Annotated in this window: 15 protein-coding genes; 8 read left to right on the forward strand and 7 right to left on the reverse strand. The window is 45.3% G+C overall.

Going from position 1 to position 15,800, the window contains the following annotated elements; genetic code table 11:
• The first annotated feature begins 10 nt into the window (after positions 1 to 10).
• Positions 11 to 964, forward strand: coding sequence for a CHAD domain-containing protein (locus KW844_RS14255; RefSeq protein WP_218377457.1), 954 nt, complete (start codon positions 11 to 13; stop codon positions 962 to 964).
• Here KW844_RS14255 and purU read toward each other — a convergent pair.
• Positions 961 to 1,824, reverse strand: coding sequence for a formyltetrahydrofolate deformylase (purU, locus tag KW844_RS14260; protein WP_218377458.1), 864 nt, complete (start codon positions 1,822 to 1,824; stop codon positions 961 to 963). The genes KW844_RS14255 and purU overlap by 4 nt on opposite strands.
• A 42-nt stretch (positions 1,825 to 1,866) precedes the next feature.
• Here purU and KW844_RS14265 point away from each other — a divergent pair, with 42 nt between their 5' ends.
• Together KW844_RS14265 and KW844_RS14270 are read left to right on the forward strand one after the other, a co-directional pair.
• Positions 1,867 to 2,358, forward strand: coding sequence for a metallophosphoesterase (locus KW844_RS14265; RefSeq protein ID WP_218377459.1), 492 nt, complete (start codon positions 1,867 to 1,869; stop codon positions 2,356 to 2,358).
• Between the two features lie 87 nt (positions 2,359 to 2,445).
• A complete protein-coding gene (locus KW844_RS14270; protein WP_218377460.1) occupies positions 2,446 to 3,483 on the forward strand; it encodes a DUF4421 domain-containing protein in 1,038 nt (345 codons plus the stop codon).
• Here KW844_RS14270 and KW844_RS14275 read toward each other — a convergent pair.
• Positions 3,480 to 4,064, reverse strand: a complete 585-nt coding sequence (locus KW844_RS14275) for a TIGR00730 family Rossman fold protein (protein WP_218377461.1) — start codon at positions 4,062 to 4,064, stop codon at positions 3,480 to 3,482. The genes KW844_RS14270 and KW844_RS14275 overlap by 4 nt on opposite strands.
• A 3-nt stretch (positions 4,065 to 4,067) precedes the next feature.
• The gene (locus KW844_RS14280; protein ID WP_218377462.1) at positions 4,068 to 4,694 is read right to left on the reverse strand and encodes a hypothetical protein; all 627 of its coding nucleotides are present in this window, start codon (positions 4,692 to 4,694) and stop codon (positions 4,068 to 4,070) included.
• A 120-nt stretch (positions 4,695 to 4,814) separates the two neighbouring features.
• Here KW844_RS14280 and KW844_RS14285 point away from each other — a divergent pair, with 120 nt between their 5' ends.
• Positions 4,815 to 6,554 carry a hypothetical protein gene (locus KW844_RS14285; RefSeq protein ID WP_218377463.1) on the forward strand — a complete coding sequence of 580 codons (1,740 nt, stop codon included), beginning with the start codon at positions 4,815 to 4,817 and terminating at the stop codon, positions 6,552 to 6,554.
• A gap of 67 nt (positions 6,555 to 6,621) precedes the next feature.
• Positions 6,622 to 8,220 carry a hypothetical protein gene (locus KW844_RS14290; RefSeq protein WP_218377464.1) on the forward strand — a complete coding sequence of 533 codons (1,599 nt, stop codon included), beginning with the start codon at positions 6,622 to 6,624 and terminating at the stop codon, positions 8,218 to 8,220.
• 74 nt (positions 8,221 to 8,294) lie between these two features.
• Here KW844_RS14290 and KW844_RS14295 read toward each other — a convergent pair whose 3' ends face one another.
• Positions 8,295 to 10,565 carry an aconitate hydratase gene (locus KW844_RS14295; RefSeq protein WP_218377465.1) on the reverse strand — a complete coding sequence of 757 codons (2,271 nt, stop codon included), beginning with the start codon at positions 10,563 to 10,565 and terminating at the stop codon, positions 8,295 to 8,297.
• Between the two features lie 254 nt (positions 10,566 to 10,819).
• On the opposite strand from KW844_RS14295, the gene KW844_RS14300 reads away from it, so the two are divergent.
• On the forward strand, positions 10,820 to 11,041 hold the full coding sequence (locus tag KW844_RS14300; RefSeq protein ID WP_073076881.1) for a PspC domain-containing protein: 222 nt from the start codon (positions 10,820 to 10,822) through the stop codon (positions 11,039 to 11,041).
• A gap of 258 nt (positions 11,042 to 11,299) precedes the next feature.
• Complete coding sequence (locus KW844_RS14305; RefSeq protein ID WP_218377466.1) at positions 11,300 to 11,902, forward strand: hypothetical protein; 603 nt, start codon at positions 11,300 to 11,302, stop codon at positions 11,900 to 11,902.
• A 56-nt stretch (positions 11,903 to 11,958) separates the two neighbouring features.
• On the opposite strand, the gene KW844_RS14310 is transcribed toward KW844_RS14305, so the two are convergent.
• Positions 11,959 to 12,363, reverse strand: a complete 405-nt coding sequence (locus tag KW844_RS14310) for a hypothetical protein (protein WP_218377467.1) — start codon at positions 12,361 to 12,363, stop codon at positions 11,959 to 11,961.
• Between the two features lie 70 nt (positions 12,364 to 12,433).
• A complete protein-coding gene (gene kdsA, locus KW844_RS14315; RefSeq protein ID WP_218377468.1) occupies positions 12,434 to 13,252 on the reverse strand; it encodes a 3-deoxy-8-phosphooctulonate synthase in 819 nt (272 codons plus the stop codon).
• A 233-nt stretch (positions 13,253 to 13,485) separates the two neighbouring features.
• Here kdsA and KW844_RS14320 point away from each other — a divergent pair, with 233 nt between their 5' ends.
• Entirely contained in the window at positions 13,486 to 14,424 is a 939-nt protein-coding gene (locus KW844_RS14320; RefSeq protein ID WP_218377469.1) for an L-threonine 3-dehydrogenase, read from the forward strand.
• Positions 14,425 to 14,507: 83 nt separating this feature from the next.
• Here KW844_RS14320 and KW844_RS14325 read toward each other — a convergent pair whose 3' ends face one another.
• A complete protein-coding gene (locus KW844_RS14325) occupies positions 14,508 to 15,755 on the reverse strand; it encodes a sulfate adenylyltransferase subunit 1 (RefSeq protein ID WP_218377470.1) in 1,248 nt (415 codons plus the stop codon).
• Positions 15,756 to 15,800: the final 45 nt, after the last annotated feature.

Here is a 15,800-nt window from a genome sequence, read left to right on the forward strand (position 1 = left end):
TTGGTGAGCCATGGCCTTTGGCCCCGGCTCACCAAATTCTCCGTCTGCCGAAGGCATCCTTCACCCATGGGAAAGGGGCGAAGCCCCTCCCATACTTCCAGCGCCGAAGGCGGTGGAACATCCCAAAATCAATATGATCCATAAAACCTTATATCACTATCTCCGCAAAGAATGCGAAGCCCTGGACACCGCACACAACAAACTGCGGAGTCAGCCCCGCAACCCTGCGGCAGTACACGAGCAGCGTGTTGGCGTGAAAAAGTTACGCGCCTTTTTTGCGCTCGTAGATCACATCCCCGACTTTTCGTTTAAGTATAACCGTTATCTCAACAAGCTAAGGTTTCTGCAAAATATTGCCGGCATCTCCCGCGATGCACAGCTGCAGGCACGCGCGCTCACTGCGCACGAGCGGCGGAGCAACTGGAGGTTTGGTTATGCACATTTGTTGCTGCAGGAACGGCAGGCATTGGCAGCGGAACTGATGGTGGCCGCTTCGAAGCGACTGAAATTAGGTAGTTTTAAGGAGCTGCCGGACCGATTCCGGGAAGAACTCGAAGAAACAGATGAAAAGCACCTCACCACAAAACTATTGGAACAGGTGGAAAATAATTTCCGTGAAATCAAGCCACCGGTGAGCCGCGCAGGCCATATCGCCTGGCATGAGGTGCGCAAAAAAGTAAAGGAAGTATACTATCAGCTAACCATTTTAAAGGATGTATTTCCGGAAGATCCCAGGTATACTTATATGCTGAATTTTTCCCGGAAGGCAGGAGAGCTGCTCGGCAAATGGCACGACAGCAGCGAGCTGTCTCTCTTTGTGAGTAGCACCATCCGCAAAGCACGGAAGGAACAACTGCCGGTACACTTAAAAGCCACAAAATTGCAGGAGGTGCTGAAGCAGGAAGCACAGGAACAGCTGGCGCTTTGTGCCAGTCACCTCCGTAATAGGAAAGAAAAATTTTAGAACACAATCGTTTTGTTCCCCAGCACAATCACGCGGTCGTCGATATGAGCTTTCACGGCACGGGTTAATACCTGCCGCTCGATATCTCTGCCCAGCATTACCAGGTCGTTAAGCGCATGCTTATGGCTTACCCTGGCTACATCCTGCTCAATGATAGGTCCTTCATCGAGTTCATCCGTTACATAGTGTGCCGTAGCCCCTATCAGCTTTACTCCACGCGCATAGGCATGGTGGTAAGGGCGGGCACCCGCAAATGCCGGCAGGAAGGAATGGTGAATATTGATGATACGCTGCGGAAATAAACTCACAAATTGTGGCGACAAAATCTGCATATAACGCGCCAGTACGATAAAATCGACTTGTTGCTCTGCCATTAATTTAGCGATGGCTGCTTCCTGCGCCGCTTTCGTTTCCCCATTCACCGGCAGGAAATAAAAGGGGATTCCCAGTGCCGTACAATCTTTTTCCAACGCGGAGTGATTGGAGATCACCACCGGAATATCTACGTCCAGCTCGCCACTACGCCAGCGCCATAGCAGGTCCATCAGGCAATGATCATAGGCAGAAACCAATATGGCCATTCGTTTCCGTTGGTGGGTATAACTGATTTTCCATGTCATGCCTAAGGGGGTGGCAACCTGTTCCTCAAAAGCTGTTTTAAAGTGATCAGAGTATGGCATCCGCACTTCCATGCGCATAAAAAAGAGTCCTTCTAAAGGATCGGTACTGTGTTGGCTTGCATCCAGTATATTTGCACCTGACTGGAAGAGAAACTGTGAAACGCGGGCAACTATTCCAGGTTGATCAGGACAGGTGATTAATAACCGGGCAGTATCGGGAGTACTATAATTATTTTCCATAGGGGTAATGCAGTGTATGCCACCCAAAATAGCTAAAATAGATTGAAAAAAATAGGACTGATGTCGGATACGCATAGCTATCTGCATCCACAGGTATTCAAATATTTTGAGGGCGTTGATGAGATCTGGCATGCCGGTGATATTGGCGATGCGAAGGTAGCCGATGAGCTGGAGGCTTTTAAACCATTTCGGGCCGTATGGGGTAATATAGATGGAAAAGATATACGTATCCGTTATCCGGAGACGCTGCATTTTTCTGTGGAGGGGGTGGAGGTAATGATCACCCATATTGGTGGTTATCCCGGCAAGTATGCCCCCGGTGTAAAGGCCCAGATCCTGGAGCATCGCCCTAAGTTATTTATCTGTGGGCATTCCCACATCCTGAAGGTAATGCCTGATCCGGCACTGAACTTGTTACATATGAATCCGGGTGCCTGCGGACAACAGGGATGGCATAAGGTGAAAACCTTATTGCGTTTCCAGTTGGATGCCGGGAATATCCAGCAGCTGGAAGTCATAGAATTGCCTAAATAAGGCTAAAATCGGGACTTTTGTCTATTATTTAATCATTTTTGACATAGGAATGCGTATCTTGGCCCGCCCTACAATTGGAGTCTGCGTATGGTAAAAAGAATATTTTTGTTTTGCTGCCTCATTTGGTTTGCCCTGACACAGGCAAAGGCACAAAGTGCATTCCTCACCTGGCTCAAAACTGAAACTGATACCAATTATGTAAAAGACTATACTGATAAAGTTACTTTTAGATTATATGGGTCCCGTAAGTTCAACAGCTACGACATTGTAGATACCAGGCAAAATAAGGATATCAAGTACCGTCCCAATTCCCCGTTTAATATCGGGTTTGGTGCTAACTATAAATTTCTCGGACTCAATCTCGGTTTTAACCTGCCGTTTGTAAATAAACATAACGACAAGTACGGTAAAACCAAATACCTCGACCTGCAGACGCACATTTATCTCCGTAAACTGGTAGTAGATTTTTATGGGCAATCCTATAAGGGATACTATGTGGCTAATCCAACGGAGGTGTTCGGGAAAGCCTATGCTTTGCAAAATCCTTATCCACAGCGGCCGGATATCAAGAGTCTGGCTATAGGACTGGCAGGGCAGTATGTGTTTAATGACAAGCGCTTTTCTTACCGGGCGCCTAATCTACAGAATGAATACCAGGCTAAGAGTGCCGGCTCCTTCCTTGCCGGCGGCGACGTTTTTTATGTGCAGGTGGCAGGAGATTCTTCGCTGGTGCCTTCCAATCTTGCCGATACCTCCTTTCTTCATGATATACACTATTATAAGTCCAATATCATGAGTACCACCGCCAGTGTGGGATATGCCTATACTTTTGTGTATAAGGCGCATTGGTTTTTATCGTTGTCGCTGACCGGTGGCCTGGGTATCAACCGCACCAAGCTTTTCCTGGAGAGCGGTATTATCACCCGCGATTTCGGCTGGCAGATCAACAATAATATCCGCGCATCGCTAGGGTATAATTCCCCGAAATACTTTGCAGGTATACATTATGTGGCTAATACCAACCGTAGTGAGATGTCGCTCCCTAATACCTTCCAGACTTTCAGTGCCGGCAACTTCCGCGTGAGCATGGTGCGCAGGTTCACGCTGAAGCATAAACTATTTTAGCTTTCTTTTTCGGACGGAATCCATTTGGGGCCTTCCAGTGGCTTGTAATTTTCCATAATATCAATCAGCTGGTTGATATTATGGCTGTGTAGCAGCATGTTTTTATTTCCGGGAGACAGAAACCCTTTTGTGGTCATGTTTTCCGCCAGGGTTATCAGTGCGTCATAGAAACCCGCTGTATTCAAAAGACCGATTGGCTTATGGTGCAGCCCTAACTGCCCCCAGGTAAGCATTTCAAACAACTCCTCCATGGTACCGAAGCCGCCGGGAAGGGCTACTACACCATCGCAGAGCTCATTCATTTTTGCTTTACGCTCATGCATGGTGTCTGTAAGAATCAGGTCCGTGAGGCCGTTATGTGCGAGTTCCTTTTTTTGCAGGAAGTGAGGTAGTACCCCTATTACTTCACCGCCTTCCGACAGCGCACCATCGGCTATAGCGCCCATCAGGCCTACGCGGGCCCCGCCGTATACTACGCCGATTCCTTTCTTTGCAAGTGCGGCACCCAATAGCATGGCCTGTTCTTTAAAAATATCGTTGCTGCCCATACTGGAGCCGCAATACACTGCTATTCTTTTCATACGTTATAATGTTGCAATTTCGTTCTCAATGTTTTTTCGGGCTGCTGATTCCAGCTGTTCCCTGAAAGTTTCCGTACAGTAAATAAAGGGCTTTTCGAGGAAATGATGCAGCACTTTCTTTCTGCCTGCATGATATAATTGATCGGGATATACTGAATATTCCTGGCGGATCTGCTGTGCATAAGTTTTGTACGTGGCATCATCCGCACCCAGTATTTCCAGGTCCAGGTCCAGCAGGATACCCATGTCCGGGTGATCGCCAGCTGTATGGGTTTTAGTGGCCATGATCAATGCTGAAACTGCTGCTATTTCATCTCCCCAAAAATTAATTTTATGTAGAAATTCAACAGCTGCGGCCGCACTTTTTTCTTCATTATCCTTTGCAGAGGCGTCGTACACCACATCATGAAAAAATATGGTAAACAGCATGGCATCTTTATCGCGGATCAGCGCTTCATGCAGGTAGGCGCTGCTGATCATATTGCGTATATGCGTGAGCGTATAATAATGGCGGCCATTTTCGCTGTATGCTGCCACCAGTTGCGCATAGGTAGTTTTTATGAGCGCTTCATCAGCGGTGTACCTGCTGCAAAGGTCCGTCCAGAGGTATTCGAGAATGAATGGTTTCATGATAAGTTAAAGATAAGGTACATTTTGTTTGCAGGCGTGGTTTTCAGGGAGATAATACTAATCGGTTATTTAACATTCTGCCTGGATGCATTATATTGTATTACAATTAATCCTTTACCTATGATCAAGAAAAGTCTGTTACTATTGGGCTTTTGTTTGCTGATTGTCCCCGTAGCAATTTTTGCCCAAACCCCTGTCATCGAAAAGAGTACTGGCTTTGAGGAGCCGGAAGATGGTGCCAGTAAGCTCATCCTGTTGAAAAATGGAAACACGATGCTGATTCATTTTACAAAAAATGACGGCATAGAAACCACCGTTTACAATGCCAAACACAAAAAGTCAGGTAGCGTACAAAATGAAATAAAGTCGTGGAGGGCCAAGAAGATGGCTACTGCAACGCTGGAAGGCTTATTCGATATCAATGGCGATGTGGTGGCATTCATGACACAAATGGTAAATCGCACACCTACTTTATTTCGTTTAACCTTTGATGGGAAAACGGGTAAGTTGAAAAGTGAGGATGTGGTAAGTGAAACCAATCGTTTAGGCCTGGGCGCTGGTTATTCCATGCTATTTGGGCAGGTAGATGAGCCGGGATTTATTGTACGAAAAGACCCGGAGTCTGAATACTATGCAGTAGCTACTTACAATTCATTTACACACGACAAAAACGAGCGCGTAAAAGTCACGCATTATTCACCCGAACATCAGGTGCTGAATGAGGCATATTATGAATCGCCTGAAAATAAATTTAAATACCTGAAGATAGAAGATATGTATGTGAGGGGAGATGAGTTTGTATTTGTGACTTCCTTCTCCTACAACACTATTACGAGCGGTGGTAAACAATCAAGGGTAATGGTATCACGACTCACGAAAGGGGAGAAAGAATTTAAATCTGAGTACCTTTCTGGTAGCAGTTCTACAGTAGAGCCGCTGGTGGCCTTAAAATATCAGCCTGCAAATAAACAACTGTATATGTTGTCGGCATTAAGTGCGAAGAGTTTGAATATGGATTATACCATGTGGACCAGCAAAGTGAATTTCGTGCTGAAACTAAATGTAATCGATCCGGTAGCGTTAAAAATTGGAAAGGAAATTTACATTAACCACCCTGGGCTTAATAACTATGCCAAGGATCGCTTGGGATATAAAAAGCATTATTATGGGGTAATCCAGGATTTTCGTATTCACGATGACGGATCGCTTACGCTTATGTTCGAGGAGCTGGATGCGCAGATCAAACAGTCTGAACAACGTTATTTTAATCCAACAGGCAACAATGTTGGATTTTCGAATGTCGCTACCTCTACCGCAAGTGTTTCCACCGGAAGGATGTCGGCTGTAATGACCAAACTGGGCGATATGGGCATTGTGCGGCTGAGTGCAGAAGGCAAGGAACTGCCGGGGAGCTATGCTATTGCAAAAAGGCAGATGGCTTATTCCTGGTTGAACCCCTATTACGTATACGAGCGTAGCAATGGTGGTTTTAACTTTAAGAAAGGCTTCTTCGGTAAGTCACCGAATGATGGGTTCTTTTCATTTGATTGTGTTTATTCGGGAGATAAGTTGTTAACCATTTTCAATGATAACCCGCAAAATATGGATGAAGATAATGAAAGCTATAAGGGGAAGAAAACGATGAAATTTATGGGAGATGCCAACACTGTGCTAGCCTGGGAAGAAGGTGGGACTGTAAAGAAGATTTACCTGTTCGGAGATCCGGGAAAGAAAGATGAAGCAAGGTTTTGCAAAATGGAAATGAATGCATTCAGCGCTGATAAGAAAACGCTGGCTACTATGCTGATTGAAAGGAAGGGGAAGGAGAAGCGGGCTTATCTGGCGTGGATGCAGTTTTAGTTTTAATTTTTTAAAAAAATAGCTGCATAAGTTTATACCTTCACCTCATAATTTTATATCTATTCCTATGATTAAGAAGTTAGTGGTGGCAGCTAGTTTATACTGCGTCTTGGCGTCAGGTGTTGTTTATTCACAAATACCCAAGGTTACACTTAGTGAGGCCATTGAAGAACCCAGAGTTGGCTTAAGTAAGTTATTACTGTTGAAGAATGGGACAACCATGTATTTCCATTTTCCGGAACAGGGAGGAATTGCTACCGCAGTTTACGATCAGAATTATCGCAAAACAGCTTCTGTACAAAATCAGATTAAATCATTCCCGCTCAGTAAAATGCATGACGGGATGTTTGAAGGAATATTCGAAATTAATGGACAAGTAGTAGCTTTTTTCACTCATGTTGATCATAGGGTGCCGACATTGTATCGTTTTGTTTTCGAGGAGCAAACCGGGAAAATCTTGCATGAAGATGTGGTGACGTCGGCACCTCAGATACCTAAGAAGGCTGGATATGGGATATTAGGAAGAATAGAAGAACCTGCTTTTTTGATTGAAAAGGATCCGCTGTCAGGCTATTATGCAGTGGCTACCCTAAATGAATATCCTCATGAAATCAACCAGAGGATTAAGATTACACATTATTCACCTATGCACGAGGTGATAAATGAAGGTTACATTACTACACCCACTGATAAATTCAGGTACATGAATTTGAAGACAATGACTGTGCATGGAGATGAATTTGTTTTGGCGGGTACCAGTATTCACAATCCTGCAGTGTATGGTAGTAGAGATAAAGAGTTCAGCGTAATCGTTTCACAGCTGACAAAGGGAAATAAGGTAATCTCGAATCAATTGTTGGCTTCCAGGAAAGCTTTTGTCCCACCAGAGATTGTAGCAAAATTTAATCCATCCAGGAACCTGGTTTTCATGATGTCTGTGGTGAATGATGGCCGAACGATATATCTGAACACTGTTGATCCGTATAGCAGCAAAATCAGCGATAGTAAGTGGATTCAACATCCTGGATTAACTAACTATTCGATTTATCATCTGGGCGATGATAAACCGTACAGAGGTACAATTCAAGATTTTTATCTCCATGAGGATGGCTCAGCTACAATGATGTATGAGGAAATGGTGGTATCGCAAGGAGGCGGAGCTAACGCTTATTATGTCACCAGGATGGGAGGTATGGGCATTAGCAGGATATCGGATAAGGGAGAGGAATTGCCTGGCAGTTATTTTTTGGCCAAAAATCAGTACACATCTTCTGAGCAACTCCCATTATTAATGTATAGACGTGCAAAGGGATGTCTGGATAATAAAGGTAATGGGGGATTTGACTCTTACGATTTTATACAAGCTGGCAACCATGCCTACTTCATCTATAATGATTTGAAGGAAAATATTGATACTGATAGTGTGCAAATCACAAGAGGAAGAGCAATGGTAGCAGTAAGTGGTACAAATACTGTACTGGCCTGGAAGGAAGGAGAAGAAATAAAGCGGATTTATCTTTTTGGAGATCCTGGTAAAGCTGATATATCAAGGTTCAGTAACCTGGCTATAAATGCGCATGCCAGTGATGGCAAGAGCTACGCAACGCTGTTGATAGAACGTAATGGAAGCAACAAAAAAGCTTACATCGCCTGGGTTAAATTTTAATAAACACCTGGCTAAATTAAAAAGGACCGCAATTGCTGCGGTCCTTTTTTTATGCATTTCGCCTAACAGTTTAATTAAGCTTTTTTAGCAGCTTCTGCACGGATTACGTTCAGCGCACCACCAGCTTTAAACCACTCGATCTGTTGTTCGTTGTAAGTGTGGTTAACAGGGAACTCGTCTTTGCTGCCATCTTTGTGGTTCAGCACAACGGTCAGTTGTTTACCAGGAGCGAAGGTAGTCAGACCCAGGATATCGATGTTGTCATCTTCCTGTACTTTATCGTAGTCTTCTTTGTTAGCGAAAGTCAGACCCAGCATACCTTGCTTTTTCAGGTTAGTTTCGTGGATACGGGCGAAAGATTTCACCAGGATAGCACGAACACCCAGGTGACGTGGTTCCATGGCAGCGTGTTCGCGGCTGGAGCCTTCACCATAGTTTTCATCACCTACTACTACCGCACCTAAACCAGCAGCTTTATAAGCGCGCATGGTAGCAGGAACTGCACCATATTCGCCCGTCAGCTCGTTCTTAACGGTATCAGTTTTATCGTTGAATGCGTTTACCGCACCGATCAGCATGTTGTTGGAAATGTTATCCAGGTGACCGCGGTATTTCAGCCATGGACCAGCCATAGAGATGTGGTCAGTGGTACATTTACCTTTTGCTTTGATCAGCAGTTTCAGTCCTTTCAGATCAGTACCTTCCCATGCAGCGAATGGAGCCAGCAGTTGCAGACGATCGGAAGTAGGAGAAACAATTACCTGAACACCGCTACCATCTTCAGCAGGAGCCTGGTAACCGGCATCTTCTACTGCAAAACCTTTCACCGGCAGCTCAAAACCTTTAGGTTCATCCAGTTTCACCTGTTCGCCGTTCTTGTTAGTGAGGGTATCAGTGAGTGGGTTGAAAGTCAGGTCACCAGCGATAGCCAGTGCTGTTACGATTTCAGGAGACGCTACGAATGCGTGGGTAGAAGCCAGACCATCATTTCTTTTCGCGAAGTTACGGTTGAAGGAAGTGATGATAGAGTTCTTACGGTTAGGATCATCTACGTGACGAGCCCATTGACCGATGCAAGGTCCGCAAGCGTTAGCCAGTACAACACCACCTACCTGAGCGAAAGTGTTCAGTAAACCATCTCTTTCGATAGTGTAACGAACCAGCTCAGAACCTGGAGTGATAGTATATTCAGATTTCATACCCAGGCCTTTGTCGATCGCTTGTTGAGCCAGGGACGCAGAACGGGAGATATCTTCGTAAGAAGAGTTGGTGCAGGAACCGATCAGGGCAACTTCCAGTTTCTCTGGCCAGTTGTTTTCTTTCACTGCCTGAGCAAATTTGCTGATAGGCCATGCCAGATCCGGAGTGAAAGGACCGTTTACATATGGTTCCAGTTCGTCCAGGTTGATTTCAATCACCTGATCGTAGAATTTCGCAGGGTCAGCGTACACTTCAGCATCCGGACGCAGGTGATCTTTTACCGCGTCAGCTGCTGCTGCAACTTCTGCTCTGCTGGTGAGCTTCAGGTAATCAGCCATTTTCTCGTCGTAAGCGAACAGAGAGCAGGTAGCACCTATTTCAGCACCCATGTTACAGATAGTAGCTTTACCGGTTGCGCTGAATGAATCAGCACCTTCGCCAAAGTACTCAACGATAGCACCAGTACCACCTTTTACGGTCAGTATACCGGCAACTTTCAGAATGATGTCTTTTGCAGAAGTCCAGCCACTCATTTTACCGGTCAGTTTCACACCGATCAGTTTAGGCATTTTGAGCTCCCAAGGCAGGCCAGCCATCACGTCTACCGCGTCAGCACCACCAACACCAATGGCCACCATACCCAAACCACCTGCGTTAGGCGTGTGAGAGTCAGTACCGATCATCATACCACCAGGGAATGCATAGTTTTCCAGCACTACCTGGTGAATGATACCAGCACCTGGTTTCCAGAAACCAATACCATATTTATCAGAAATGGAGGATAAGAAAGCGTAAACTTCTTTGTTTGTATCGTTAGCTATCGCCAGATCCTCAACGGCACCAACTTTAGCTTGTATCAGGTGATCGCAGTGAACAGTAGAAGGAACCGCAACTTTGTCACGACCAGCAGTCATAAACTGGAGCAAAGCCATCTGGGCAGTAGCATCCTGCATCGCTACACGGTCAGGAGCAAAATCTACATATGATTTACCTCTTTCATAAGGAGTAGATGTAGGTGCGGATAAGTGTGCGTATAAAATCTTCTCAGCCAGTGTGAGTGGGCGACCTAACATCTTACGGGTCGCTTCCACCTTACCCGGTAATGCCGCATACACTCCTTTAATCATGTCAATATCAAACACCATGGAAAAAAATATTTAAGAGCGGTTAAAAATTGGTTGCAAAATTACACATAAATCAACAAGTTTTTAAATTAAATCGGGTGAATATGAAACCTCACAACGTTAATGTTAATTATTATATTTAATTTTTGAACAACGTTCATTACTGCGACTATACGGCAGGATCAGGTAATTGAATGATAATCAACCAATAATTGGACCGCTAAAATGGCAGCCTCTGTCTTGCTTTTCCGGTGGAAAATTGATAAATTTGAACCATGAACCGTATTAAAGACTTCGTGGAATGGAAGGCCTTCGGAGTTTGCAATGCTATTGGTGACCGATTAGGTGTTGCAACTTCCCGGATCCGCCTCTTTTTCATCTATGCCACTTTCCTGACCATGGGATCACCACTCATCGTGTACATGATCCTCGCTTTCTGGATGAATATGAAAAATTACATCCTGAACGCACGCCGTAACCCGGTGCGTTACCTGTAATTGTTTAAAAATCAATTTGTTTGGTTAAATTCGCCGCCCTAAAGAATTTGACCGATGAGATTTTATGCCTTACTATGCGCAATGGCTGCAATTTTGGGAATAGCTGCATGCTCCTCAAAAAACGAAACCATTTCCCCTGCCACTCCACCAACAGCAAAAGACCAACGTATTACCTTTTATGAGGTTTTTGCAGGTAATGATACCATTAGATTTAACCATGCCCGTATGACCTACGACGCGTAAGGGCGCATCCTAACATTGGATGATGGCTACGGAATCACTACTTACACTTATACGAACGGTATTATTTCTTCCCTTTACAAAATCCCTGTGGGAGACGGCAGATTCTACCAATTAGCCACCACATCTTACATACACAAGGTAACAGGAACAACAGATTCACTGATCGCTATTAACTGGATAGGAGAGGCTGTCCCATACCTGAAAACACTCACCAAACATACCTATAATAGCCAGAACGGCCTGGTGGAAAGTGTCACCTACGACATGCTGCGTAATAATCTCTATCTCAAAACAGATAAAATTATAAGAGATCATCTGAACAGGCCTATCACTGTTATATCTGGTAATTACGTCAGCAATTACATCTTCGAAGATGAACCTTATGTTGGACAGGCGTCCATTTATTTTCCCAACCAGGGAGTGACTACCACCAATCACTGTTACCTCGCCACCGATCTGACGATTACCGATACCCTCGGTGTTGTATGGAGTAAATGGAAATATGAAACTACCAGGAATGCTGCCGGGTTAATAACAGAAATTAATACTCATACGCTTAACGCTTCCGGCGTTGTCCAGGATACAACACGATACAATTATCAATACGCATCTAACTAAAACAAAAAGCCCCGGACATCACTATCCGGGGCTTTCTGTTAATTATTTTTTCACTGCTATTCCAAATGGTAATTAGTCATCCCATGATAATGATTCTGCAATTCATTCAGGGTAATGTCATGCTTCAACTGCCTGAATTCATCCCTGAAATGTAACACCAGCAAAGGATCATGCCCTGCAGGATACCAGCGCACCGAAAAAGGTCCTCTTACATATAAAGTCCCTTTTCCGTTGCCGGACTGTGCATCCTCTACATGAAACTGTAGCCGCAGCAACGTTTCCGGTGTCAGCGGAATTGATTTCAGGTTGTCAAGATCATACCAGAACTCATTTTCATTTTCTGTGGAAACAAGTACCTTCTTTTCTTCGTGGTCCACCTCCAGAATTGTGCCTTCTCTCTCCACTCCTCCGTAACTAGTAATAACAGTATCACCCGATTTTAAATGGTGTAAGTTTATCATAGCGAGAACGATTTAAAGTGTTATATGAATATACATAAAACGCATCAAATCATCAAGATGTTCGAAAGGCTTATTTTACCACTTTCCGGATAGCCACCAGCTGTTCCAGCAGCTCTTCCAGTAAGTCTAAACGCAGCATGTTAGCGCCGTCAGATTTAGCACAGGCCGGATCAGGATGCGTTTCAATAAACAACCCATCCGCACCGGTAGCAATGGCCGCCTTGGCAATAGTACCAATCAGCTTTGGATTACCACCCGTTACACCGCTGGTTTGATTAGGCTGCTGCAGGGAATGCGTACAGTCCATCACCACCGGCTGACCCAACTCACGCATGATAGGAATATTACGGTAATCAACTACCAGATCCTGGTAGCCAAAAGTGGTACCGCGCTCCGTCAGCATAATATTATCGTTGCCTGCTCCCTTGATCTTTTCTACGGCAAACTTCATCGCCTCTCCACTAAGGAACTGGCCTTTCTTTACATTCACCACTTTACCGGTTTCCGCAGCTGCCAGCAGGATATCCGTCTGACGGCAAAGAAACGCAGGAATCTGCAGCACATCCACATAAGCCGCTGCCATAGCCGCTTCCGCGGCACTGTGTATATCTGAAGTTACAGGAACATTAAACGTCTTTCCTATTTTCTGCAACAGCTCCAGCCCCTCCACATCACCAATGCCGGTGAAAGAATGAATGCTGGTACGGTTAGCTTTACGATAAGATGCTTTGAAAATATAAGGAATCTCCAGTCGCTTGCAAATGCCTGATACCTTTTCGGCTACCTGCATCAGCAATTCTTCTTCTTCAATCACACATGGGCCCGCAATCAGGAAAAAGTTATCCGGATTGTACTGCTGCCCCTGGAACAATGTTTTTAAATGCTTCATCTTGAAATTTTTTCTGTTGATTCAGTTTGCAAAGGTAACTTTTAAATCTTAGTTATAGGGAGACATAAATGCCGCTTGTAAGCGAAATGTCATATAATTGTAATGGAGCAACAATTCCTTTCGTGATTGGTAATTGGTATTGTTAAAGCATTGTCATCCAGTGCAGGGCGTTGATCGAAAATAGCGGGGAACCCTTTAATATTACGTCCGTTTAGAAAAATACTGAACTTGTTATGAAGAAAGATAAGATTCTGGTTATTGGTGCCTGCGGACAAATTGGCGTGGAGCTGACCCTGGCCTTGAGAAAAATGTACGGGGAATCAAATGTACTGGCTTCCGACCTCCGTGAAGAGCATGACCTGCTGAAAGGTACCGGTCCGTACGTGTCACTCGATGTGATGAACAAAGAAATGCTGCACGTACTGGTGATCCGCCACAATATCACCCAGATCTATCTGCTGGCCGCTATCCTTTCGGCCACCGGCGAAAAAAATCCATTGCTGGCATGGCATATCAATATGCAATCCCTGCTCAACGTACTGGATATCGCCAAGGAAGAACACCTCGATAAAGTATACTGGCCAAGCTCCATCGCGGTATTCGGTCCTAACTCACCTATGCAGGATACACCGCAGCATACCATTATCGAACCTACCACCATCTACGGTATCAGCAAATTCGCCGGCGAACGCTGGTGCGAATATTATAATCACCGCTATGGCGTTGATGTAAGAAGTCTCCGCTACCCTGGCCTTATCAGCTATAAATCAGCACCAGGCGGCGGTACCACTGATTACGCGGTAGAGATTTTCCACGAAGCCAAAGAAAATAAGAAATATACCAGCTTCTTATCGGAAAATACTTATCTCCCTATGATGTATATGCCAGATGCCATCCGCTCCACCATCGAACTGATGGAAGCCGATGCAGCCAAAATATCCATCAGATCGGCTTATAACCTTTCTGCCATGAGTTTCTCTCCAAAAGAGATCGCCGCAGAAATCAAAAAACATATTCCTGATTTTACCATCTCCTACGAACCAGACTACCGCCAGCAAATCGCTGACGGATGGCCAAACAGCATGGACGATACCCAGGCCCGCACCGATTGGGGCTGGAAGCCGGAGTACGACCTCGCTAAAATGACCAAAGATATGCTGGACCATATCTAAGCATCTGAAAAATATCTTAAAGGCAAAAAAGCCGCCAATCGCAGGATTGGCGGCTTTCTTATTTTTATTGTTCAGCGAAGAATCTACTCAATAAATCCTACCGCAACAGTCGTATTATTAAACTCATCAATCAGGATAAACGCGCCATTGGCGGGGTTTACACTGTATGGATCTGCCAACACCGGTGATGCCGTTTTCACAGTAATTTTACCGATATCATTCAGCCCCATGGATGTTTTATCAGTTGTTTGCTGATAGCTGGTGACATCAATCACATAATTGATCTGTTGCACTTTCGCCTTCACGCGGTTGATCCCATGTTGCAGGAGATAGGTTTTACCCGGTGTGAGTGGCTGTGCATCCATCCAGCAGATTTGCGCAGCAATTTCTTTCAGCTGTTGCGGTTGTGCGTCGGTTTTCACGAGCATGTTACCGCGACTACTATCAATTTCATCTTCGAGGGTGATCACCACGCTTTCTCTGGCGCGGGCGGTGTCCAGCTGTTTTTCGAATTGCTCAATTGTTTTGATTTTGCTTTTCTGGCCGGAAGGCAGGGAGATCACTTCATCGCCTATACTAAAATGTCCGCTGGCTACTTTACCGGCAAATCCACGGAAGTCGTGGTATTCGGTGGTACGCGGGCGGATCACGCTCTGAATCGGGAAGCGGGCAGGGTGTACGCTGTCGGCGTGGTCAAACTGCACCTGTTCCAGGTAATCCAGCAGGGTAGGGCCCTGGTACCAGTTGATGGCGCCGTTGCTGGTGGCCACGTTTTCGCCGTACAGGGAAGACACCGGAATAAAGGCTACATCCTGCGCTTTAAAAGAGGCGTTTTGCAGCAGCTGCTGGAATTCTTCCACGATCTGGTTGAAGCGTGCTTCGCTGTATTCTACCAGGTCCATTTTATTTACGCAAACCACCAGGTAAGGAATACGGAGGAGGCTGGCGATGAAGAAATGGCGGAAAGTCTGTTCCACAATGCCTTTGCGGGCGTCAATGAGAATCAGGGATACCTGGGCGTTAGAAGCGCCGGTCACCATGTTACGGGTATATTCCACGTGGCCGGGTGTATCGGCAATAATATACTTGCGGGTAGGCGTGGAGAAGTAGATGTGCGCTACATCAATGGTGATACCTTGCTCACGTTCTGCTACCAGCCCATCTGTGAGCAGGGAGAGGTCAGTAAAGTCCAGTCCCTTGCGCTTGCTGGCAGCATGCAATGCTTCCATTTTATCCTGTGGGATGGAGTTGGTGTCGTAAAGTAAACGGCCTATAAGTGTGCTTTTACCATCGTCTACACTACCGGAGGTGGCTATACGTAATACTTCCATTATTAAATATTTTTTTGCAGTGCCTTCGGCCCTGCTGTTGTTTTT

Origin of the sequence: Chitinophaga sp. sic0106 (genome assembly GCF_019219075.1) — a bacterium.
GTDB lineage: Bacteria > Bacteroidota > Bacteroidia > Chitinophagales > Chitinophagaceae > Chitinophaga.

Excerpts from the sequence above, each read along its gene's own strand:
- KW844_RS14255 (WP_218377457.1), top strand. The coding sequence starts at position 11 with ATGGCCTTTGGCCCCGGCTCACCAAATTCTCCGTCTGCCGAAGGCATC.
- purU (WP_218377458.1), bottom strand. The coding sequence starts at position 1,824 with ATGGAAAATAATTATAGTACTCCCGATACTGCCCGGTTATTAATCACC.
- KW844_RS14270 (WP_218377460.1), top strand. The coding sequence starts at position 2,446 with ATGGTAAAAAGAATATTTTTGTTTTGCTGCCTCATTTGGTTTGCCCTG.
- KW844_RS14275 (WP_218377461.1), bottom strand. The coding sequence starts at position 4,064 with ATGAAAAGAATAGCAGTGTATTGCGGCTCCAGTATGGGCAGCAACGAT.
- KW844_RS14280 (WP_218377462.1), bottom strand. The coding sequence starts at position 4,694 with ATGAAACCATTCATTCTCGAATACCTCTGGACGGACCTTTGCAGCAGG.
- KW844_RS14285 (WP_218377463.1), top strand. The coding sequence starts at position 4,815 with ATGATCAAGAAAAGTCTGTTACTATTGGGCTTTTGTTTGCTGATTGTC.
- KW844_RS14290 (WP_218377464.1), top strand. The coding sequence starts at position 6,622 with ATGATTAAGAAGTTAGTGGTGGCAGCTAGTTTATACTGCGTCTTGGCG.
- KW844_RS14295 (WP_218377465.1), bottom strand. The coding sequence starts at position 10,565 with ATGGTGTTTGATATTGACATGATTAAAGGAGTGTATGCGGCATTACCG.
- KW844_RS14300 (WP_073076881.1), top strand. The coding sequence starts at position 10,820 with ATGAACCGTATTAAAGACTTCGTGGAATGGAAGGCCTTCGGAGTTTGC.
- KW844_RS14310 (WP_218377467.1), bottom strand. The coding sequence starts at position 12,363 with ATGATAAACTTACACCATTTAAAATCGGGTGATACTGTTATTACTAGT.
- kdsA (WP_218377468.1), bottom strand. The coding sequence starts at position 13,252 with ATGAAGCATTTAAAAACATTGTTCCAGGGGCAGCAGTACAATCCGGAT.
- KW844_RS14320 (WP_218377469.1), top strand. The coding sequence starts at position 13,486 with ATGAAGAAAGATAAGATTCTGGTTATTGGTGCCTGCGGACAAATTGGC.
- KW844_RS14325 (WP_218377470.1), bottom strand. The coding sequence starts at position 15,755 with ATGGAAGTATTACGTATAGCCACCTCCGGTAGTGTAGACGATGGTAAA.